Raw genomic sequence first — 21643 nt, forward strand, 5'->3', positions numbered from 1 at the left:
CGCCCTTATTAGTAGCAGCTTATGCATCCACCGAATTCAATACCGCCCAACGGGCGGCGCTGACGCCCTTCTCCAGGCTGATCCGGCTGACAATCTGCTCCAGCTGCAAATGATTGCTGGCAGAAGTAATCAGGTCGGCCCGTACTTCCAGCTGCGTGCCGGACGCCAGGTCCTCGCTATGCAGCGACTGCACTACCAGGTGCGGCATGCCATTCAGCATATGCAGCATCAAGGTGCGTACCTGCACCTCATCTTCCGGCCGGCATACTATAGAGAGACGATACACTTGCTCGGTTTCCGTCGCGCTATGCAGATCCTGGCGGTTGATCATATGGGAGACGCCACGCAGCAGCACGTTCGCGCCCAGGATGGCGGCGGCGCCGATGGCAGCTTCCAGCGCGTGTCCAAGTCCGCACAGCACGCCGACCGCGGCCGAACACCATAAAGTAGCAGCAGTATTCAGACCCCTTACATTGATCCCTTCGCGCATGATGACGCCGGCGCCAAGGAAGCCGATACCGGATACGACATAAGAGGCAATCCGTGTTGCTCCCTGCGGATCCGACTCGAACGCGGAAACCATCACGAACAGCGCGGCGCCAATCGATACCAGTGCATTCGTGCGCAAACCCGCCATGCGCTGGCGCATCTGACGCTCGGCGCCGATCAGGGAACCCAGGGTCAGGGCAAGCAATACGCGCAGGGTAAATATTTTCCAATCCATCTTCGCTACCTTTCTGCATGCATCGCCATGCGCACGGCATGGCGGCATTTCGTTGGCGCCCGGCGCCGCTTCAGGAATTGAAGAACAGCCGGCCAGGCAAGTCAAAAACGGATGGGGGATAAATGGATGATGCGGAAACGCATCTCCGGGATGCTACAGCGCGTCAATTCACTGGGTGTAGCGATGAATGCTTGCTAGCAGGTGAAATGCAAGGGGCTGAGCGCCCATCCGAGGGTACTGGTACAACTGTCCAAAATCGGGTCTCCTGCAAACATAGTCCACAGGATTCTATTTAGACAGCATGGGCAAGTCAAGCGACGGGCGCGGCATCTGCTGCCAGCTTGCGCAAGACATGGCCGGCGGCAACCAGGCCGAAAGTAGCCGTCACTACCACCGCCGAGCCGTAGCCGGCGCAATTCAGACCGGTAACGCCCGGCGCTGTATCGGCATCGACCGCGCAAGCCTGCTCGACCAGCGGCGCGCTGATGGGCTCGGTGGAAAATACGGCGTCGATGCCGAAGCGAACCTTGTCGCCGCGCGGGAAGCGATATTCCGAGCGCAAGCGCTTGCGCACCTTGGCCAGCAGCGGTTCCTGCTCGGTTTTCGCCAGGTCGCGCACTTCGATGCAGGTGGCGTCGACCTGGCCGCCGGCGCTGCCGATGGTGATCAGGCGTATCCCTTTGTCGCGGCAATAGGCAATCACCGCCGCCTTGGCGCGCACATTGTCGATGGCGTCGATCACGTAGTCATAGCGCCCTTCGCCTATCATTTCCGGCAGATTGTCGGCGCTGATGAAATCTTCCACCTCGGTGACATGGCAGTAAGGATTGATCTGGGCGATACGCGCCGCCAGCGCGCTCACCTTGGCCTGGCCGAGCGTATCTGTCAGAGCATGAATCTGGCGATTGATATTGGATTCAGCCAGATTATCGAGGTCGATCATGGTCAGATTGCCGATGGCGCTGCGCGCCAGGGCCTCGATCGCCCAGGAGCCAACCCCGCCGACACCGATCACGCACACGTGCGCCTGCAGGAAGCGGGCCAGAGCGGCGGCGCCATACAAACGGCCGATGCCGCCGAAACGGCGGTCGAAATCAATCTCGTCAAGATCGACAGCGGTGGGAACAGAGACGCCGGAAGCGCTGGCTACAGATGAGGACATGATGGGCAACTGAAAGTGAAACGACGGGCATTCGACAAGATAAGCCAGGACAAACTTGATACAGATCAAACTGGATATCGCTATTGCTGCTATTTTACCGGCTCTGCATGACGGATCACTTTTGAAGTGCTTTAATATAAGTAGATAAGTAGATCGTCAGCCGTCGAGAAATTATCAAATAAGCATTCATCCCTGGATGAGCGCTCCCATCCAATTACGAGATATCCACCATGCCCAACGCACTGATAGCCACCGCGCCAGATTTCAGCCAGCCGATTGCGGTGCTCAAGCATTGCCATGACCGCATACGCAAGCAGCTGGAAACGCTGCAAAACCTGCTCGATCACCTGCCGCAGCACGGCAATGACGCCCAAGCCCAGCAAGCCGCGCATAGCGTCATGCGCTATTTCAACCAGGCCGCTCCGCATCATCACGCAGATGAAGAAGTCGACCTGCTGCCGATGCTGACCACGACCGCCAGCGGCGAGGACGCCGCCCTGCTGCAAAAGCTGATGCCGGAAATCATGGCCGAGCACCAGCAGATGGATGACCTGTGGCAGGTGCTCAACCTGCAACTGGCGCCGATCGCCGATGGCGCAACGGCCACCCCGGCATGCCAGCTGTCGCCACAAGACGTCCAGCAATTTTCCGCCATCTATTCCGCCCACATGGAAAAAGAAGAAACCTGGATCGCACCGATGGCGAAGCGGCTTTTCAGCACACAGCAGATGCAGCAGTTAGGGGCAGCCATGCAGCAACGCCGAGGTATTCCAGCATGAACAACAAAAACCCGCAAAATCAACAGATAGACAAATCGATTGCGGACCTGCGCATCGACTATAGCCAGGCCAACCTGTCGGAAGCCGACACCGCGGCCGACCCGATTACCCAGTTCAGAAAATGGTTTGAAGAAGCCATGCGCGCGGAAGTACCGGAAGCCAATGCGATGAGCCTGGCGACCGTCGGCAGCAATGGCCGGCCCTCGTCGCGCATCGTGCTGATCAAGCATTTCGATGAACAGGGCTTCACATGGTTTACCAATTTTGAAAGCCGCAAGGGCCACGACCTGGAGGAACATCCCTACGGCGCCTTGCTGTTCCACTGGGTCGCCCTGGAACGCCAGGTGCGCATCGAAGGCCGCGTCGAAAAAGTCAGCGACAGCGAAAGCGACGCCTACTTCAACAGCCGGCCCTTGCGCAGCCGGCTAGGCGCGATCGCCTCGGCGCAAAGCGAGACCATCGCCAGCCGCGAACTGCTGGAAGCAGAGTACGCCAAGGCCGAACAAAAATTCGGCGACCATCCGCCGCGCCCAAAACATTGGGGCGGCTACAGACTTTTTCCGGATACGGTAGAATTTTGGCAAGGACGCCGGTCACGTTTGCACGACCGGATTTTGTATACCTTGGACGCAGATGACAAGTGGCTGCGACAACGCCTGCAGCCTTAGTCACTAGGTCACCGGTCGACGCTGACCGCTTGGTACAAGTATTTAATTACCGGAGGAGAAATCGTGTTCTGGGAAAAAAAGCTTGAAAACTGGGTTAATGATATTCGTCACCGAGCTGCAATACCGCTACGGCTGGAATTATGGAATGGTCAGCGTTTCGACTTCGGCAACTATGCGGCACCAGAGGTCACCGTGCGCGTGCCGCATGTGTCGGCGCTGAGTTACCTGCTGACGCCATCGCTCGCCAATCTCGGCGAGGCTTACGTCGAAGGAAAAATCGAAGTCGAAGGAAAAATCAAGGAGATCATCGCTGTCGGCAATGCGCTGGCGGCCAATTCGCTCAAGGCGGACGGCAAGTTCGCCCGCATCACCCGCACCTTCCGTCACAACAAGGAGAAGGACGCCGAGGCGATCCGCTATCACTACGACGTCTCCAATGATTTCTACAAGCTGTGGCTGGACCAGAACATGGTGTATTCCTGCGCCTATTTCGAGCATGGCGATGAAGACCTGGATACCGCCCAGCTCAAGAAAATCGATCACATCCTGACCAAGATCCAGCTCCAACCGGGCCAGACCCTGCTCGATATCGGCTGCGGCTGGGGTGCGCTGGTGCTGCGGGCAGCGCAGAAATTCGGCGCCAGGTGCGTCGGCGTCACCCTCTCGGAAAACCAGTACGCGCTGGCACAGGAACGGGTGGCCAAGGCCGGCCTGCAGGACCAGATAGAAATCCGCTTGCAAGACTACCGCGATGTCACCGGCAGTTTCGACCGCATCACCAGCGTCGGCATGTTCGAGCATGTCGGCCTGGTTCATCTGCCGATGTATTTCTCGCGCATTCGCGAATTGCTGGCCGATGACGGCATCGCCATGAATCACGGTATCACCACCACCGACATCGACAACGGCGAGACGCCTTATGGCGGCGGTGAATTCATCGAAAAATATGTTTTCCCGCATGGCGAACTGCCGCATATCGGCACGGTGCTGAAAACCATGCAGCAAGGCGGACTGGAAGTATTCGATGTGGAAAACCTGCGGCGCCACTATGCCAAAACCTGCGGCATCTGGGCCGACAACCTGGAAGCGCATGCCGATGAGGTCAGGAAAGCGACCGACGACCGACGCTTCCGTATCTGGCGCATTTACCTGGCGGGGAGTTCCTACGGCTTCGAACGCGACTGGATGTCGCTGTACCAGGTGGTCTGCCGCAAAGCCGGACGCAGCGCCGGCACGCTACCCTGGTCGCGCGATTACATTTACCAAGGTAAGTGAGCCAAGTGAACCATCCGCTGCGCTCACCGGCGCAGCGGATGGTATTCAACGAATCACTTTATCGATGAACACCTTACGCAGCTTCGCCACTTTCGGCGCCACCACAAAAGCGCAATAACCTTGCAAGGGATGTTGGCGGAAGTAATTCTGATGGTAATCCTCAGCCTTGTAATAGGTTTCCGCGGCGCTCAGTTCAGTGACGATGGGCGCATCCCACACATTCGCCATTTCCGCGACAACCTGTTCCGCCGCCTTCTTCTGCTGCGGCGACTGGTAATAGATCGCCGAGCGGTATTGGGTGCCGACGTCATTGCCCTGGCGGTTCAAGGTAGTCGGATCGTGGATCGTGAAGAAAATTTCCAGCAACTCGCGATAACTGATCTGCTCGGTATCGAATGTCACTGCCACCACTTCGGCATGGCCGGTGGTGCCCTCGCACACCTGCTCATAGCTGGGATTTGCAACATGGCCGCCGGTGTAGCCGGACTCGACCTGCTCCACCCCTTTTATTTCCTGATAAACCGCCTCCAGGCACCAGAAGCACCCACCCCCTAATACCGCAACTTCCTTAGTCATGGCCGCTACTCCCCTGGTACAAAATCGACACTTTCACTTTAACGCAATCTGCACCGTCTTGTCGACGGAGAAATACATTATCGGCCAAGCGCTGCAACAGACGAAAAAAAGCCCCGCAAGACCATGCCCTGCGGGGCTCTTTAAGATAAAACTTAACCAGCGATTTAGAACTTGTAGCCGACGGTCAGCACGGAAACCAAAGGATTCAGAGTGATTTTAGTCGTGGCGTGTGTCGTGGTTCCATCGCTATGGTGAGTAGACAGATCAGCCTTGGTGTCCAGCGGGACATAGGACAGCGAGAAGTTGGCGGACCAGTTCTTGTCGAAATTATAGGCCATACCAATGTTCGCGACCGGCACAAACGAGCTGCTCAGATCCGCGCTGGTGGACGCGCCGGCGTCGCCGCCTGCCAGCAATCCGGTCAAGCTGTTAGTCAGCTTGATGTTCGAGTACCAGACGTAAGCAGCGCCGGCGCCGACGTAAGGACGGAACTGGCTGTTAGCATCGCCGAAGTAATACTTGGCCAATACTGCCGGGCTCCATTGTGTGGCGGTACCGAGCTGACCCAGACCGTTGAGCGTACCTTCGCCAGCGAGCTTGAACTTCGGTGGGATGCCCAGATCCGCGGTTACAGCGATATTGTCAGTGAAAAAGTGCGTGAACTGCAGAATCACGGTATCAGCGTTGGAAACGTGCGCGCCGCTGCCTGGAAGGGTGGTGCTGCCGAGCTTCAGCGGCTCGCTGGACTGGTTCAGGCCGATGTGCGCCCAACCGAAGTTCACCACATTGTCGCCCGTTTGCTGCGCCATGACAGGCGCTGCGCATGCTGCCAGCAAGGACAGGGCCGCCAGCTTCGGCAATACGTTGAATTGTTTTTTCATATGTCTTCTCCAAGTTTCACTTCATTTTTAGTAGCGGACTTTGCCTGCATCAGATGCAGTACAAATCCATTTGTGGCACTTTGCAATTCTGGCTGGACCAGACAGCGCTCTGTTCTTCAACTTCAACCATCGGAGCAGAAGGGATACACGATGCAAACATCCCGGCTCGGCTCCATTCCCGAAAAGAACGCGCGTGCTATTCTTTTTTTTACACTATGCCAGCTTTAGAATGATTTGACTATAGTTGTAGCTTTTTTACCGCAATTATTTTTTGAAACCCGTTTTAAAACCCGCCAGGACGGCAGAGGAGTCATGCGCAGCGCGGCGCAAACGGTCATTAATCCCCTGCCAGGCCTGATCCGATGGAGGTGCTTCGACCACGATCAGGTCAGCGGCCGCGTGATCCATGTTGCGCAACGCAGCATACAGATCGTGGGCATAGGGCTGCGGCGCCGCAGCCATGGCGCATTGCGCCGCCAGCGGCGGACCGCCGGCAGTCACGGCGGCCGGCGAATAAGAGATCAGCGCCAGGCTTTGTCCGGCCAGGTGCAGTTGCAGCAGCGTTGCCGCCAGTTGCGGCGGCGCCACCAGCAGCACCGGAGTGCGCGGCGCATAGTGCGATTCCAGCGTGCCGGAAGCGCGCGGCGCGGCCGCATCCGCGGCTTGCACCGCAACCCCAAGCACCGCGCCGATTTGCGCAGCGCTGATATGGCCGGGCCGCAGCAGCACCGGCCCGTGCGACGCCATACGCGACAAATCGATGATGGTCGATTCGATCCCGACTTCGCTCTGACCGCCATCCAGGATGCAAGCGATGGGACTGTCGCCGTCGGTATCGAATTCGTCGCGCACGTGCTGCGCGGTAGTCGGACTGACATGGCCGAACTTGTTAGCCGAGGGGCCGGCAATGCCGCCCTTGCCGCCTTTGAATTCGCGCAGCAAAGCCTGCGCCACCGGATGCGACGGACAGCGCAAACCGACCGAACTCTGACCGCCCGAAACCTGCGCCGGAATATGTGCCGCACGCTCCAGTATCAGCGTCAGCGGTCCCGGCCAGAACGCCGCGATCAGCGCATGCGCCTGTGGCGGAATGGCATCGGCCCAATAACTGATGTCGGCTTCCGGAGCCACGTGGACAATTACCGGGTGATTGGAGGGACGCCCTTTAGCGGTATAAATGCTGGCAACCGCCGCCGCATTCTCGGCATCCGCTCCCAGTCCGTACACCGTTTCGGTCGGAAACGCCACCAGCTGGCCCGCTTCCAGCTTGCGCGCCGCCAGCTTAATGGCTTGCATGTCGATAGTCGCGTCCGCCATGGCATTCTTCATTCAGGTGGCGATGCCGAGAATGGCGCAGGCAGCGGCCAGCTGCTGCTGTGCTTCCGCCAGGGTCGGGGCGATGAAAGTGATATGCCCCATTTTGCGGGCGCGGCGCGCCTGTGCCTTGCCGTACAAATGCAGATGCGCCGCCGGCAGCGCCAGGATCTGGTCCCAGGCCGGTTCGCGCGCCTGCTCGCTGGCGCCGTCAAACCAGATATCACCGAGGATGTTGAGCATCACCGCCGGCGAATGCTGGCGGGTATCGCCCAGCGGCATGCGCGCCATCGCCCGCACCTGCTGCGCAAACTGGCTGGTGACGCAGGCATCCATGGTGTAGTGGCCGCTGTTATGCGGACGCGGCGCCATCTCGTTGACCACCAGCGAACCATCCTGCAAAACGAAAAATTCAATGCATAGCACGCCGACATAAGCCAGCTGCTCGATGATGACCAGCGCCGCATGCTGCGCGCGCTTGGCGGTTTCGTCGCACACATTCGGGCCGGGTACCGTGGTGGTGAACAGGATGCCGTCGCGATGCACGTTTTCGGCAATCGGATAGACCACGGCCTTGCTGTCAGCGCCGCGCGCCACCAGCACCGAAACTTCATACGCCAGCGGCAGCATCTTTTCCAGCACGCAGGCCACCCCGTTCATGCCGGCGAACGCCGCGCGCAGCTCGTCCAGGCTACGCACCCGTGCCTGGCCCTTGCCGTCATAGCCGAGGCGGACGGTTTTCAAAATACCGGGCAGCAGATCGGCCGGCACCTGATCGATATCGGTTGCCACAGCGATCAGCTGATGCGGCGCCGGCAGCACAGTGGACTCCTTCGCGCAAGCAGTGAAGAAACGCTTTTCCACCATGCGGTCCTGGGCCACCGAAACGCTGGCCGCGGCCGGCGCCACAAAACTGTTATGCGCCAGCAGCGCCAGGCTGTCGGCGGCGACATTCTCAAACTCGGTGGTCACCGCGGCGCACAGGCTGGCCATCTCGCCCAAGGCGAGCGCATCGCTGTAGTCAGCCAGGAAGTGGCGATCGGCGACGTGCCCGGTCGGACAATCCTGCTCCGGTTCCAGCACCGCTACCTTGTAGCCCATGGCTTGCGCTTCATGGGTGAACATGCGGCCCAGCTGGCCGCCGCCCATCACGCCCAGCCAGGTTGGCGGCGTGGTAGTCGGAACAATCGGATCGATGACGTCGTGCAGTTTGTGTTCCATACTGCTCATACCGGTGGCAATTTCATATCAAGGGCAATCTGTGTCTGCTTGGCGCGGAACGCCAGCAGCTTGTCGGCCAGCGCCTGGTCGGTGGTGGCCAGCATGGCGACGGCGGATAGTGCGGCATTGGCGGCGCCGGCTTCGCCGATGGCATAGGTGGCGACCGGAATGCCTTTCGGCATCTGCACGATCGACAGCAAGGAATCCTCGCCGCGCAGATACTTGGACGGTACTGGCACGCCGAGTACCGGCACAATGGTCTTGGCGGCGATCATGCCTGGCAGGTGGGCAGCGCCGCCGGCGCCGGCGATGATGGCGCGCAAGCCGCGCTCGCGCGCGCTTTCCGCGTAGGCAAACATCTGGTCCGGCATGCGGTGCGCCGAAATCACCTGCGCTTCGTGGGCGACGCCAAACTCGGTGAGAATGGCGACTGCGTGCTGCATCACGTCCCAGTCCGAGGACGAGCCCATGACGACGCCGATTACCGGCTTGCTAGCAGTATCCTTGGTCATCATCAATCCTTCAGCGTTTCGCCGGTCAGGCTGAACAGCGCTTCGCGGTATTTGGCGCCGGTTTTTTCGATGACGTCATCCGGCAGCGTCGGCGCCGGCGCGGTCTTGTTCCAGCTGGTGACGGTTTCCAGGTAATCGCGCACGAACTGCTTGTCGAACGATGGCGGCGAAATGCCGACCTGGTAGCTGGCAGCCGGCCAGAAGCGCGAGGAATCGGCGGTCAACACTTCATCCATCAGGTGCAAGACGCCATCTTTGTCGAGGCCGAATTCAAACTTGGTGTCGGCGATGATGATGCCGCGCGTCGCCGCGTAGTCGGCCGCGGTCTTGTACAGCGCGATGCTGACGCTGCGGATTTTCTCGGCCAGTTCCTTGCCGATGCGGCTTTCCATGTCGGCAAAGCTGATGTTTTCGTCATGCTCGCCCATTTCGGCCTTGGCCGCCGGGGTGAAGATAGGCTCGGCCAGCTTGGCGGCCTGCTGCAAACCCGCCGGCAGGCTGATGCCGCAGATGGCGCCGGTGGCCTGGTAATCCTTCCAGCCGGAACCGATGATATAACCACGCACCACCGCCTCGACCATGATCGGCTGCAGGCGTTTCGCCACGACCGCGCGGCCGCGCACCTGCTCCACCTCATCCGGCGCCACGACCGATTCCGGCGCTATCCCGGTCAGGTGGTTAGGCACGATCGCCGCCAGCTTGTCGAACCAGAAGTCGGACATGCGGTTCAAGACCTTGCCTTTGCCCGGGATCGGCTGGTTCATGATGACGTCGAAAGCCGACAAGCGGTCCGAGGTGACGATCAGGATCTTGTCTTCACCGACGGCATAGTTTTCGCGCACCTTGCCGCGGCCCAGCAATGGCAATGAGGTAATGGTGGATTGATAGAGGCTTGTCATGGTTATTCCAAAAGTCAGAAAACCAGGCAGAGAACGATGCAAGCATCATCCTGCGCCTGGTAAGTTATCGCGCCAAGCCTTGCCTGGCGCCGGTACCACACTATTTATTACTGAACGATCTGCGCCAGCTCGCCCTTCTTGTATTTCTCAGCGATCTTTTCCAGCGACACCGGCTTGATCTTGGCAGCCTGGCCTTCGCAGCCGAACGCCAGGAAACGGGCCTTGACCACAGCCTTGGCTGCTTCACGCGCCGGCTTGAGGTAATCGCGCGGATCGAACTTGCTTGGATTTTCGATCAGGTAGCGGCGGATCGCGCCGGTCATCGCCAGACGGATATCGGTATCGATATTGATCTTGCGCACGCCGTGACGAATCCCTTCCTGGATTTCTTCCACCGGCACGCCGTAGGTTTCCTTCATGTCGCCGCCGAATTCGCGGATTTCCGCCAGCAGTTCCTGCGGCACCGACGAGGAACCGTGCATCACCAGGTGTGTGTTAGGAATGCGGGTGTGGATTTCCTTGATGCGTTCGATCGCCAGGATGTCGCCAGTAGGCTTGCGCGAGAACTTGTAGGCGCCGTGCGATGTACCGATCGCAATCGCCAGCGCGTCGCACTGGGTCAGCTTGACGAAATCGGCCGCTTGCGCGACATCAGTCAGCAGCTGTTCGCGGGTCATCTTGCCGTCCGCGCCGTGGCCGTCTTCCTTGTCGCCCATCATGGTTTCCAGCGAACCGAGCACGCCCAGTTCCGCTTCCACGGTGACGCCGATGGCGTGCGAGAACTCGACCACCTTGCGCGAAACTTCGACGTTGTATTCATAGCTGGCGACCGACTTGCCGTCTTCCATCAGCGAACCATCCATCATCACCGAAGTAAAACCGGACTTGATCGCAGCCATGCAGACTGCCGGCGACTGGCCGTGGTCCTGGTGCATGACGACCGGGATGTGCGGGAAAGCTTCTACCGCGGCTTCGATCAGGTGGCGCAGGAATGCTTCGCCGGCATATTTGCGGGCGCCCGCAGAGGCTTGCATGATGACCGGCGCGCCGACTTCATCGGCAGCCTGCATGATGGCAGTGACCTGCTCCAGGTTGTTGACGTTGAAAGCAGGCAGGCCGTAGCTGTTTTCAGCAGCATGGTCCAGCAATTGACGCATGGATACGAGAGGCATGTTGTACTCCGATAATAGAAACTTGTAGTGCTACCTGTTACCACGTCATTCCCGCGTACGCGGGAATCCATTCTGGCGACTACGCTAAGGCCGTAACATGGATCCCCGCGTACGCGGGGATGACGCCGTACTGAAAAATTTGCTTAAGCATTAATACTCGCCGATCTTCATGATCTTCAGCGCATTGGTGCCGCCGATCTGGCCCATAGGTTCGCCCCATGTCACCACCACCAGATCGCCCAGCTGCACCACGCCCTTGGCCAGCAACAGATTCTGCGCAGCCTTCAGCACCGCTTCGCGGTCGTTCGACTTGGCCAGCTCGAAAGTCTGCACATTGCGGTACAAGGCAGCCTTGCGCTGGGTAGCAATGCTTGGGGTGATGGCGAAAATAGGGATATCGATGTTGTGACGGCTCATCCACAGCGCGGTCGAACCCGATTCAGTCAGGGCGGCAATCGCCTTGACGCGCAAATGATGGGCGGTAAACAGGGCGCCGTAGGCAATCGACTGGTCGACCCGGGTGAAACGGACATTGAGGAAATCGGCATCCAGCTTGCAGTCTTCCGACTTTTCGGCTTCCAGGCATATCGCCGACATCGCTTCCACCGTCTCTACCGGATATTTGCCGGAAGCGGTTTCAGCGGAAGTCATCACGGCGTCAGTGCCGTCCAGCACAGCGTTGGCGACGTCGGACACTTCGGCGCGGGTCGGCACGGCGTTGACGATCATCGATTCCATCATCTGCGTGGCGGTGATCGCCAGCTTGTTGGAGACGCGCGCCATGCGGATCATGCGCTTTTGCAGCGCCGGCACGGCGGCGTTGCCGACTTCCACCGCCAGGTCGCCGCGGGCCACCATGATGCCGTCGGAAGCATCGAGGATTTCCTGCAGTACCGGGATCGCTTCCGCGCGTTCGATCTTGGCGATCATCATCGGCTTGTGGTCGTAGGCTTCGCCGGCGACGTTGGCCAGCTGGCGCGCCATTTCCATGTCGGTGGCGTTCTTCGGGAAAGACACCGCAACATAATCCGCCCTGAAACTCATGGCGGTCTTGATGTCGTCCATGTCCTTGGCGGTCAGCGCCGGCGCCGACAAGCCGCCGCCCTGGCGGTTGATGCCCTTGTTGTTGGACAGCTCGCCGCCGATCTTGACGATGGTGTGGATTTCATTGCCGAGGATTTTCTCGACCGTCAGCACGATCAGGCCATCGTTCAGCAACAGCACGTCGGCCGGCTTGAGATCGCGCGGCAAGGCCTTGTAGTCGAGGCCGACGCGTTCCTGGCTGCCCATGCCGCAATCGGCGTCGAGAATGAATTTCTCGCCGTTCTTCAACTCGATCTTGCCCTGCTCGAACTTGCCGACGCGGATCTTCGGTCCTTGCAGGTCGGCCATGATGGCGACCTGCTTGCCGCAGGCAGCGGCGACTTCGCGCACCAGCTTGGCGCGGTCGATATGGTCTTGTGCCTTGCCATGCGAAAAATTCAGGCGCACCACATCGACGCCGGCGACGAACATGCGCGCCAGTGTGTCAGCATCGCTAGATGCAGGTCCGATGGTGGCGACGATCTTGGTAGCTCTTTGCATGGAAAACCTTTCAATACAGCATGGATGAATGTGTAGCTATTCCATCTCCGTCATTCCCGCGAACGCGGGAATCCATTTTCATCACCTTAGTTAGCAACTTGGATTCCCCAGCTTGCTGCCCGCGTTCGCGGGGATGACGGGGTGACCGAATATCCCTCTAATTAACCAGCGCGTTGCAGCAGAATTTCAACCGCCGGCAAGGTCTTGCCTTCCAAAAATTCCAGGAAAGCGCCGCCGCCGGTGGAGATGTAGCCAATCTTGTCAGTGATCTGGTACTTGGCGATCGCCGCCAGCGTATCGCCGCCGCCGGCAATCGAGAACGCCTTGGAGCCGGCAATCGCCAGCGCCAAAGTTTGCGTGCCCGCGCCGAACTGGTCGAACTCGAACACGCCGACCGGGCCGTTCCAGACCACGGTGCCGGCCTGGGCGATCTGCGCCGCCAGCGTCGCCGCTGTCTGCGGACCGATATCCAGGATCAGGTCGTCGTCTTCAACATCGCTGACTTTCTTGATTGTTGCCGCGGCAGTCGGCGAGAATTCCTTGGCGCACACCACGTCCACCGGAATCGGCACCGAGGCGCCGCGCTTGGCCATCATCTCGATGATGGCCTTGGCTTCGTCCACCAGATCAGGTTCCGCCAGCGATTTGCCGATCTTCAGGCCGCTTGCCAGCAAAAAGGTGTTGGCGATGCCGCCGCCGACGATCAGGTTGTCGACCTTGTCGGCCAGCGCCTTCAATATAGTCAGCTTGCTCGATACCTTGGAGCCGGCGACGATCGCCACCAGCGGCCGCGCCGGCTGGTTCAGGGCCTTGCCCAGGGCATCCAGTTCAGCCGCCAGCAAAGGGCCGGCGCAGGCCACAGCTGCAAATTTTGCGACGCCGTGGGTAGTAGCCTCGGCCCGGTGCGCGGTGCCGAATGCGTCGTTGACATAGATATCGCACAGCTTGGCGATCTTTTGCGCCAGCTCGTCGCTATTCTTTTTCTCGCCCTTGTTGACGCGGCAGTTTTCCAGCAAGACCACCTGCCCCGGCGCCACTTCCACGCCGTCGACCCCGCTGTCTACCCAATTTTGGCGCAGCTCAACCGGCTGGCCCAGCAGCTCCGCCAGGCGCTTGGCGATAGGCGCCAGCGAATCTTCCGGCTTGAACTCGCCTTCGGTCGGACGGCCCAGGTGCGATGTCACCATCACCGCGGCGCCGGCATCCAGCGCCTGGCGAATCGCCGGCACCGAAGCGCGCACGCGCGTGTCTTCAGTAATATTGCCCGCGGCGTCTTGCGGCACATTGAGGTCGGCGCGGATAAAAACACGTTTGCCTTGCAGCTGGTGTTGCGCGATCAAATCGCTTAGTCGATTGAATTTCATGTCGATCAGACAATATCAGTGAGGAAAAGCCGCTATTTTACTCCAGCAGCCACTGTCAAAACACCGTTTTCGGCGGCTGCCGCTGCGCAAACGACATATGGCTGAAACCAATATTCTACAGAGTAGGGCGCATTGAATCCGTTAAAATGTCACTTTACGCTCTAAGAACAGATGAAATAGTTCTGTTGCATCGCTGCCGGCTGGTATTAGCGGCCAGCATGGCATTGTTATGTATTAAATAATAAATGAGCCGGTAAAACGCAACGCTCATTAATTCTGATTTCATTTATTCGATGACTGGAGATTTGAACATGTCCATGGATGACCGCGACGGCAAGATCTGGAAAGACGGCAAATTAATCGACTGGCGCGACGCCAACATCCATATTCTGACCCATTCGCTGCATTACGGCATGGCGGTGTTCGAGGGCGTGCGTGCCTATAAGACCGATCAGGGTCCGGCGATTTTCCGCCTCAAGGAACATACCCAGCGCCTGCTGAACTCGGCCAAGATTTTCCAGATGCAAGTGCCTTACGACCTGCAAACCCTGATCGACGCCCAGATCGCCGTGGTCCGTGAAAACCAGCTGGAATCCTGCTATATGCGGCCGCTGATCTGGATCGGCTCGGAAAAGCTCGGCATCGCCGCCAAGGGCAACACCATCCACGTCGCCATCGCAGCCTGGCCGTGGGGCGCCTATCTGGGCGAAGACGGCCTGGCGAAAGGCATCCGGGTCAAGACCTCCTCTTTCAGCCGCCACCACGTCAATGTCTCGCTGGTGCGCGCCAAGGCCAGCGGCTACTACATCAATTCCATCCTGGCCAATCAGGAAGCGCTGACCGACGGTTACGACGAAGCCTTGCTGCTGGATACCGACGGCTACGTTTCCGAAGGTTCCGGCGAAAACGTGTTTATCGTCAGGAACGGCAAGATCTACACGCCCGACCTGGCTTCCTGCCTGGACGGCATCACCCGCGACGCCGTGCTGACCATGGCGCGCGACAGCGGCATCGAAGTCATCGAAAAGCGCATTACCCGCGATGAAATGTATTGTGCCGACGAAGCCTTCTTCACCGGCACCGCGGCGGAGATCACGCCGATCCGCGAACTCGACAACCGCGCCATCGGCGAAGGCAAGCGCGGCCCCATCACCGAAAAGATCCAGTCCATGTTTTTTGAAGTGGTGGCGGGCAAGTCGGACAAATATCAACACTGGCTTACCGTGGTTGGAAAGTAAGCCGGCATCAAGCAGTCAGAGCACACGTCACTAGGAGCAGTAAATGAACACAGCAACAAGCCCGCAAGCAGTAGTTGAACTAGACGGCAAGGATTTGCCGGCACACTGCCCCAACCCGCTGATGCCGACCTGGTCCTCGCATCCGCGCGTGTTCCTCAACCTGGATAGCAGCGGCAGCGCCAAATGCCCCTACTGCGGCACGCAATACCGCCTGAAACCGGGCGCAGTCGTCAAAGGACACTGATCGAAAAGGGAGCGTGGCTCCCTTTTTTGATACTGCCAAAGTGTTGTGCCAGTGGTTCAATCCGGGTGAGTTGGGAGGCAATATGCCGCATGTCAAATTTATGCACGGTTCAGCAGAAGAAACCGAAACCGCTTTTTACGACGCCATGAGCCGCGCCGACATCGAGGCCATGATGGCGCTCTGGGCCGATGACGACGAGATCGTCTGCGTCCATCCGAATGCACCGCGGCTGCATGGCCATGCGGCGATCCGGGCCGCCTTCGAAGCCCTGTTTGAACGCGGTGGCGTGCATATCCGCGCGCGGCAACTGCATGTGACTCATAATATGTCGACCAGCATTCATAACCTGGTGGAAGAGCTGCATCAGGCCAGCGACTCAGACCGCGACATGCACATCCTCGCCACCAATGTCTACATGAAAACCCCACGCGGCTGGCGCATCGTGCTGCATCACGCTTCGGTCGCGCCCGGGGCGGCGCCTGAAGAAACGGTATCGAGCGCCACCTTGCATTAAAAAGTGGCGCTCAGCACGGTAAAGACTTATTGTGGGACAGAGCCGCCCGGGTAGGGTTTATAAGTCGCCGCCATGCGACGAATTACACTTCTCGTGCAGCTCTGCCCCCAACTGATCAGGCTATAGCTTTCGTATGAGCACTTCGATTTTCCCCGCGTCTTATCCGGCGCCGCTATGGCTGCCAGGCGGCCATCTGCAGACCATTTACCCCGCCACCTGCATCAGCAAGCCGCTAGTCGCTTACCGCCGTGAGCGCTGGGATACGCCGGACGGCGATTTCATCGACATCGATTTCGTCGACGGCCAGCCCGGACAACCGCTGGTGGTGCTGTTCCACGGCCTGGAAGGTTCATCCGACAGCCATTACAGCCGCGCCCTGATGGCGCAACTGGCCAAGCTGGGCTGGTCCGGCGCGGTGCCGCACTTCCGCGGCTGCTCGGGTGAAATCAACCAGGCGCCACGCTTTTATCACTCGGGCGACGCCGAGGAAGTCGACTGGATCCTGCGCCGGCTGGCGGCCAGCCGCGCGGAAAAGCAGTTCACCAAGTTCTACGCCACCGGCGTTTCGCTGGGCGGCAACGCGCTGCTGCGCTGGCTGGGCGAATCGCAGAATGAAGCCAAGATCGTCGACGCCGCCTGCGCCATCTCGGCGCCGCTCGACCTGGCCGGCGGCGGCGAAGCTTTGTCGCACGGTTTCAACATGGTGTATACGCGCTCTTTCCTGCGCACCATGAAAAGCAAGTCGCTCGACAAGCTACAGCAATTCCCGCGCCTGTTCGACCGCGAAAAAATGCTGCGCTCGCGCGACCTCTACGAATTCGACAACATCGTCACCGCACCGCTGCACGGCTTCCGCAATACCGAAGACTACTGGCACCGCGCCAGCGCCAAGCTGGTGATGAACGATATTACGATCCCGACGCTGGTGCTCAACGCCAAGAACGACCCCTTCCTGCCGCCGCGCCACCTGCCGCCCAAAGCCGCCGCCAGCGTCACCCTGGAATATCCGGAACAAGGCGGCCACGTCGGCTTCGCCGTCGGCAACCCACCCGGCCGCCTGGACTGGCTGCCGCAGCGCATGCTGCGCTTTTTGCAGGAAAGCTGAGATGGACCAGATCGTCCTCCAAGCCATGCAGAAATGGCCCAATGTCCCGGCCTGCTATGGCTGGCTGGCGCTCGACGCCCGCGGCGCCTGGCGCATGCGCGATGAACAGACGCAAAAACAGAACCTGCCCGGCGACAAGATCATGCACACCGCGCTGGTCGGCTTCATCAACCGCAACTACAAGGCGGATGAGCAAGGCTGCTGGTATTTCCAGAACGGCCCGCAACGGGTCTACGTAGATCTGGCGCTGACGCCCTACATCGCCCATACCGATCCGCTGCAAGGTTTTGTTTTGCAAACCGGCGCAGCAATGTCGGCCGTGGATTCCGTCATGCTGACCGAAGAAGGCCGGCTGCTGCTGGCCGCACCCGGCCAGGTCGCAGCAGTCGACGACCGCGATCTTGCGCAATGTCTGACTCAGCTACGCATGGACGGAGAAATCGTCAGCGACGAAGCCCTGCTGGAATGGCTGGCAACACAAACGGACAAGCGCGTCCTGACCTGGCAACAGGCAGAAACAACAATCCCCGTCACAAGAATCGCAGCCAAAAATATCGCCTCAGCTTTTGGTTTTGTACCAAAACCAAGACAAACCTAGTCAATCGGGGTCAGAGTTTTTTTACGACAGCCTCATCGTCGTAAATTACTCTGACCCCGATTGACGGCCCACGAAACACACCCCTCAGCGCAGCGCTAGCGCTCTTTGGAAGCCTTCAACTCATCCTTCCACCGCTCCTGCAACTCCCGCTCCCGCGCATCAATCATCGACTGGTCATAAAACTCCGCATCAGGCGAATTCCGCGCAATCTTTAACTGATCCAAAGCCGCCGGCACACTCCCCGTCAACACATAAGACTCCGCCAAAGCCATATGCTGCAAAGCCCGCTTGCCCTGCGCCGAATACGCCTTGGCCAGCAAATCCTGCACATCCGCATCCTGCCGGTACAGCTGCGCCTGCTCGCGCAGATACTTGGTCGCCTCATCCAGGCGCTTGGAAGCAATCAAAACCCGCGCATACTGATGAGCAAGCCCGCGCGATAAGGGATATTGCAGCTGCGCCTGCTGCACCAGCTTCAAGGCATCCGCCTCGCGCTTGGTCGCCAGCATGATCTCAATCCCCAGGTCGGTCAGCACCAGGCTCTGCTTGGCCGGCGCCGTCGCAGCGACGGCTTCCTGCAGCAACTGTTCCGCCTGGCCATAATCTTCCCGCTTGAACGCCAGGAAAGCCATGCCATACTTAGCCGCGACAATCTGCTGCTTGGTGTTTTGCTTGAGCTGCGAATCGAAGACATATTGAGCGTCGCGCCGCCCCTGCTCGGTATCGTCCTGCAACACCCGCACACGCGCCCGTATCAGCTGGAAATCCAGGCTATCGGCATGCTGCCGGTAACGCTGCTCGCGGATCCGCGCTTCGATATCAGCGATACGCTCGCTGGTCAGCGGATGCGTCAGCAGATACGGCGGAACGGCATCCGAATAATTGCGGGAAGCCGTTTGCATGCGGCCAAAAAACGCCACCATGCCGCTGGTGTCAAAACCGCCCGCGTCCAGTATCGACAAGCCGATACGATCCGCCTCGCGCTCGGCATCGCGGCTGAAGTTCAACTGGCGCTGCAGCGCCAGCCCGGTGCCGCCCATCATCACCGCCGCTCCGGCATCACCGCTGCCGCGCATCGCCAGCGCCCCCAGCAGCATCGCCGCCAGTGCAATCATCGAGTCCTGCTTCTGGCTGCCCAACATGCGCGCGATATGGCGCTGCGCCACATGGCCGATTTCATGCGCCAGCACCGAAGCCAGCTCCGATTCGCTTTGCGCAGCCAGCAGCAAGCCCGAATGCACGCCGATAAAGCCACCCGGCAAGGCAAACGCGTTCAAGACCGGATCGCGCACCGCAAAGAAAAAGAAATCGAAACCCGCCTCGCCGCGCACTTCAGGCCGCGCCGCGACCAGGGTCCAGCCGAAGGTGTTCAGGTACTCCAGCAAAGGCGCATCGTTCATGTAGTCCGGATCGCGCCGGATATCGTGCATGACCTCCTCGCCCAGCTTGCGCTCCATCAGCGGGGACAGCGATTCCCGCGAGCTATCGCCCAGAGTCGGCAGATTTTGCACCGCCGTTGCAGGCATGGGCGGCAAGGCGCAACAGACGCTGAGCAGCGCCGCCAATAGTGTCCGCTGTGGAAATTGCATGGGTCGCGTCATCGAGTGCTGGCTAGTGTCAAAATCACGATGCTATGATACTAACAGAGGATAATTGTTCCACATTCAGCAAATGGCGCCGGCCGGCTAAAATCCGGGTCACGCCAGACCGCATCATCTAAAGAAAATACCGCCATGACCAACAAAACCCCGGCAGCAGCCAAGCTGACCCACTTCGATTCAACCGGCCAGGCGCACATGGTCGATGTCGGTAGTAAAAGCGACACGCACCGCATCGCCGTCGCCAGCGGCTGCATCCGCATGAAAGCCGAAACATTGGCATTGATACAGTCCGGCACGGCAAAGAAAGGCGATGTGCTGGGGATTGCGCGCATCGCCGCCATCATGGCCACCAAACGCACCAGCGACCTGATCCCTCTTTGCCATCCTTTGGCATTGACACGGGTGACGGTTGATTTCAGTATCGATGAAGGCGCTTCCAGCATTAGCTGTCATGCGCAGGCGGAAACGGTGGGCAAGACTGGCGTGGAAATGGAAGCGCTTACTGCTGTGCAGATCGGCTTGCTGACTATCTATGACATGTGCAAGGCAGTGGACCGGGGGATGGTGATTACCGATGTGCGGGTGATGGAAAAGCACGGCGGCAAGTCGGGGGACTGGATGGCAGAGTCATAGGCCCATCTGCATGGCTTGTTGCGCTTGCGGCGGATTAAAACCGGAAAATAGCCCAAGCCTTGCGCATCCCAATTAAAAATATCCACCCAGCCAGATTCGTGGCCGTGATATTGGATCAGCATAGATGTCTTGCTGCAGATTTTGCTCTTCATACAACTTCAGATTGCCGATCTCCGGCCACAGGCCGTTGCCAAGAAAATAGAGCAAGGTCAGCAAGCCCGCTATAGTGAATACCCGGGTTACCGGTGACAGACGCAGTGTCGCCTCGGCCTGTGGCGATCTCAGGGAGGCAAGCCAGCCCCATGTAATGCCGATATACAGCGCAATCCACAATTGGCTGGTCGGCATCACGATCAAACCCGATACCAAACCGTCCACCAGGATCGCCACGGCGGCGGTCAGCAACGCCGCCAGCGTCAGGCGATTTTCCCGGTCCGCCGGCAGCAGGTATCGGCGTACTCCCTGTAGCTTCCGAAGCCCAAGCGCAAGCGCCGCGACAAGGCAAAGAAAGGCTGGAATGCCCCATTCACAAGCAATCTGCGCTACCCAGTTGTGAGGATGCGCACCAGCTTGCACAGTGCGCCCGAAATGAGCGAAGTGCAAAGGCCCGGCCCCCAGCCATGGATGCCCAAGCATGATTTCCCAGGCCCTTATCCATAAAGGCCAACGGCCGGAATCGGGATTTTCCATAGTCCTGCCGGCGACGGCGAACAGAAATCCGAACGGCTGCAAACCTAATGTAAGAGGAATCAATACGTAAAACAAAAGATAGACCGCCATCCCTGCAAGGGCCGACCACAACATCACCCGGGACCATGGCAGCGCATCTTTGCGTAGAAAAATCCAGGTCACGCCGACGCCGGCCAACATGCCAATGAAGGTGCCGCGTCCGGCTGAAACATACAGTAATGTCCACCATACCGATGTGACTACCCAGGCAAATATTTTTTTCCTGCTGTCATCGCTACGGCATATAAACAGACCGAGCAGCGGGAGGGTGATTGTTTGAACGTGATTGAGGAAGCGGTAATTGTCAAAGCCAGACACGAATATGATATTGGCCGGCTGGCCGCCGGCATTGACTATGGCAATGTAGTTGATGATTTCTATAAAAATATAGAACGCGCTTCCCAAGCCGCACACCAGCAATATCCTATCCAGCAGGATGCTGCCCTTATCGCGTATTTCCATGGCGATCAAGGACGACATGACGACAAGCAGCAACAGGTTCGACCATTCCAGCAAAGCATGTCGCGGCGAATAGGCAATCGCGCTGGATGCCAGGCCGAGTGCAAAGAACAAGGCCAGGAAACTCAGCATGCGATAGTCGTGCAAGGGCCGGAATTTTGCGCCAGGTTTCAGCAGCAGAAGAGCCACGCAGGAAAAGCTGGTCAGCACCAGGCAAAAGATTTCCAGAATCCGTTGATTGTCGTGAAATCCCGCGCCCGGGACCAAAGCAAAGGACAAAAGCGGACTGATTGCTGCGATGACCGCGACGACGACGGCAAGGGATAATCCGGATGCAACCGTCAATGTCGCATCAGTCGCCGGCATATCTGACGTACGTTGGGCATTCAAC

At 59.1% G+C, this 21643-nt stretch carries 22 protein-coding genes; 9 read left to right on the plus strand and 13 right to left on the minus strand.

All coding sequences use genetic code 11. The annotated features are described in order from the left end of the window. Positions 1 to 19: 19 nt before the first annotated feature. Both BCF11_RS06810 and tcdA read right to left on the minus strand, forming a co-directional pair. Positions 20 to 724 carry an MgtC/SapB family protein gene (locus BCF11_RS06810; RefSeq protein WP_098497360.1) on the minus strand — a complete coding sequence of 235 codons (705 nt, stop codon included), beginning with the start codon at positions 722 to 724 and terminating at the stop codon, positions 20 to 22. A gap of 310 nt (positions 725 to 1034) precedes the next feature. Next, the gene (gene tcdA / locus BCF11_RS06815; protein ID WP_098494073.1) at positions 1035 to 1886 is read right to left on the minus strand and encodes a tRNA cyclic N6-threonylcarbamoyladenosine(37) synthase TcdA; all 852 of its coding nucleotides are present in this window, start codon (positions 1884 to 1886) and stop codon (positions 1035 to 1037) included. A gap of 230 nt (positions 1887 to 2116) precedes the next feature. Here tcdA and BCF11_RS06820 point away from each other — a divergent pair, with 230 nt between their 5' ends. The 3 genes from BCF11_RS06820 to BCF11_RS06830 all read left to right on the plus strand — a co-directional run bounded on the left by BCF11_RS06820 (position 2117) and on the right by BCF11_RS06830 (position 4608). Continuing rightward, positions 2117 to 2665, plus strand: a complete 549-nt coding sequence (locus tag BCF11_RS06820) for a hemerythrin domain-containing protein (RefSeq protein ID WP_098494074.1) — start codon at positions 2117 to 2119, stop codon at positions 2663 to 2665. Continuing rightward, a complete protein-coding gene (gene pdxH / locus BCF11_RS06825) occupies positions 2662 to 3333 on the plus strand; it encodes a pyridoxamine 5'-phosphate oxidase (RefSeq protein ID WP_098494075.1) in 672 nt (223 codons plus the stop codon). The genes BCF11_RS06820 and pdxH overlap by 4 nt, the downstream gene beginning before the upstream one ends. 63 nt (positions 3334 to 3396) lie before the next feature. Beyond that, positions 3397 to 4608 carry a cyclopropane-fatty-acyl-phospholipid synthase family protein gene (locus tag BCF11_RS06830; RefSeq protein WP_098494076.1) on the plus strand — a complete coding sequence of 404 codons (1212 nt, stop codon included), beginning with the start codon at positions 3397 to 3399 and terminating at the stop codon, positions 4606 to 4608. Between the two features lie 45 nt (positions 4609 to 4653). Here the strand turns inward: BCF11_RS06830 and msrA are convergent, their stop codons facing one another. The 9 genes from msrA to BCF11_RS06875 all read right to left on the minus strand — a co-directional run bounded on the left by msrA (position 4654) and on the right by BCF11_RS06875 (position 14131). After that, a complete protein-coding gene (gene msrA / locus BCF11_RS06835) occupies positions 4654 to 5184 on the minus strand; it encodes a peptide-methionine (S)-S-oxide reductase MsrA (RefSeq protein ID WP_098494077.1) in 531 nt (176 codons plus the stop codon). A 164-nt stretch (positions 5185 to 5348) separates the two neighbouring features. Next, a complete protein-coding gene (locus BCF11_RS06840) occupies positions 5349 to 6065 on the minus strand; it encodes an OmpW family protein (protein WP_098494078.1) in 717 nt (238 codons plus the stop codon). Positions 6066 to 6329: 264 nt separating this feature from the next. After that, on the minus strand, positions 6330 to 7382 hold the full coding sequence (locus BCF11_RS06845; RefSeq protein WP_233212401.1) for an L-threonylcarbamoyladenylate synthase: 1053 nt from the start codon (positions 7380 to 7382) through the stop codon (positions 6330 to 6332). A gap of 12 nt (positions 7383 to 7394) precedes the next feature. Then, a complete protein-coding gene (locus tag BCF11_RS06850; protein WP_098497361.1) occupies positions 7395 to 8600 on the minus strand; it encodes a 5-(carboxyamino)imidazole ribonucleotide synthase in 1206 nt (401 codons plus the stop codon). A 5-nt stretch (positions 8601 to 8605) separates the two neighbouring features. Next, positions 8606 to 9115, minus strand: coding sequence for a 5-(carboxyamino)imidazole ribonucleotide mutase (gene purE / locus BCF11_RS06855; protein WP_098494080.1), 510 nt, complete (start codon positions 9113 to 9115; stop codon positions 8606 to 8608). Beyond that, positions 9115 to 10011: a phosphoribosylaminoimidazolesuccinocarboxamide synthase gene (locus BCF11_RS06860; protein WP_098494081.1), complete on the minus strand. Its 897-nt coding sequence runs from the start codon at positions 10009 to 10011 to the stop codon at positions 9115 to 9117. Before BCF11_RS06860 ends, purE begins: the two co-directional genes overlap by 1 nt. 107 nt (positions 10012 to 10118) lie before the next feature. Next, a complete protein-coding gene (gene fba / locus BCF11_RS06865) occupies positions 10119 to 11183 on the minus strand; it encodes a class II fructose-bisphosphate aldolase (protein WP_061943880.1) in 1065 nt (354 codons plus the stop codon). Between the two features lie 150 nt (positions 11184 to 11333). Then, positions 11334 to 12767 carry a pyruvate kinase gene (pyk, locus tag BCF11_RS06870; protein ID WP_098494082.1) on the minus strand — a complete coding sequence of 478 codons (1434 nt, stop codon included), beginning with the start codon at positions 12765 to 12767 and terminating at the stop codon, positions 11334 to 11336. A gap of 161 nt (positions 12768 to 12928) precedes the next feature. Beyond that, complete coding sequence (locus BCF11_RS06875) at positions 12929 to 14131, minus strand: phosphoglycerate kinase (protein ID WP_098494083.1); 1203 nt, start codon at positions 14129 to 14131, stop codon at positions 12929 to 12931. A gap of 311 nt (positions 14132 to 14442) precedes the next feature. Here BCF11_RS06875 and BCF11_RS06880 point away from each other — a divergent pair, with 311 nt between their 5' ends. From BCF11_RS06880 to BCF11_RS06900, 5 genes are all read left to right on the plus strand, one after another. Continuing rightward, the gene (locus BCF11_RS06880) at positions 14443 to 15369 is read left to right on the plus strand and encodes a branched-chain amino acid transaminase (protein WP_098494084.1); all 927 of its coding nucleotides are present in this window, start codon (positions 14443 to 14445) and stop codon (positions 15367 to 15369) included. Between the two features lie 43 nt (positions 15370 to 15412). Further along, positions 15413 to 15613 (plus strand): zinc-finger domain-containing protein, encoded by a 201-nt coding sequence (locus tag BCF11_RS06885; RefSeq protein WP_098494085.1) that lies wholly within the window; start codon positions 15413 to 15415, stop codon positions 15611 to 15613. Between the two features lie 82 nt (positions 15614 to 15695). Further along, complete coding sequence (locus BCF11_RS06890; protein WP_098497362.1) at positions 15696 to 16127, plus strand: nuclear transport factor 2 family protein; 432 nt, start codon at positions 15696 to 15698, stop codon at positions 16125 to 16127. A 133-nt stretch (positions 16128 to 16260) separates the two neighbouring features. Next, positions 16261 to 17232, plus strand: coding sequence for a YheT family hydrolase (locus BCF11_RS06895; RefSeq protein ID WP_098494086.1), 972 nt, complete (start codon positions 16261 to 16263; stop codon positions 17230 to 17232). A gap of 1 nt (position 17233) precedes the next feature. Next, positions 17234 to 17830, plus strand: a complete 597-nt coding sequence (locus BCF11_RS06900) for a DUF2946 family protein (RefSeq protein WP_098494087.1) — start codon at positions 17234 to 17236, stop codon at positions 17828 to 17830. 95 nt (positions 17831 to 17925) lie between these two features. Here the strand turns inward: BCF11_RS06900 and BCF11_RS06905 are convergent, their stop codons facing one another. Further along, positions 17926 to 19419 carry a M48 family metalloprotease gene (locus BCF11_RS06905; RefSeq protein WP_233212402.1) on the minus strand — a complete coding sequence of 498 codons (1494 nt, stop codon included), beginning with the start codon at positions 19417 to 19419 and terminating at the stop codon, positions 17926 to 17928. A gap of 144 nt (positions 19420 to 19563) precedes the next feature. Between BCF11_RS06905 and moaC the strand changes: the two genes are divergently transcribed. Then, the gene (moaC, locus tag BCF11_RS06910; protein ID WP_098494089.1) at positions 19564 to 20064 is read left to right on the plus strand and encodes a cyclic pyranopterin monophosphate synthase MoaC; all 501 of its coding nucleotides are present in this window, start codon (positions 19564 to 19566) and stop codon (positions 20062 to 20064) included. Between the two features lie 72 nt (positions 20065 to 20136). Here moaC and BCF11_RS06915 read toward each other — a convergent pair whose 3' ends face one another. After that, entirely contained in the window at positions 20137 to 21642 is a 1506-nt protein-coding gene (locus BCF11_RS06915) for an O-antigen ligase (RefSeq protein ID WP_143751274.1), read from the minus strand. Between the last annotated feature and the right edge of the window lies 1 nt (position 21643).

The sequence above is a fragment of the Collimonas sp. PA-H2 genome (assembly GCF_002564105.1).
Taxonomy (GTDB): Bacteria; Pseudomonadota; Gammaproteobacteria; order Burkholderiales; family Burkholderiaceae_D; genus Collimonas.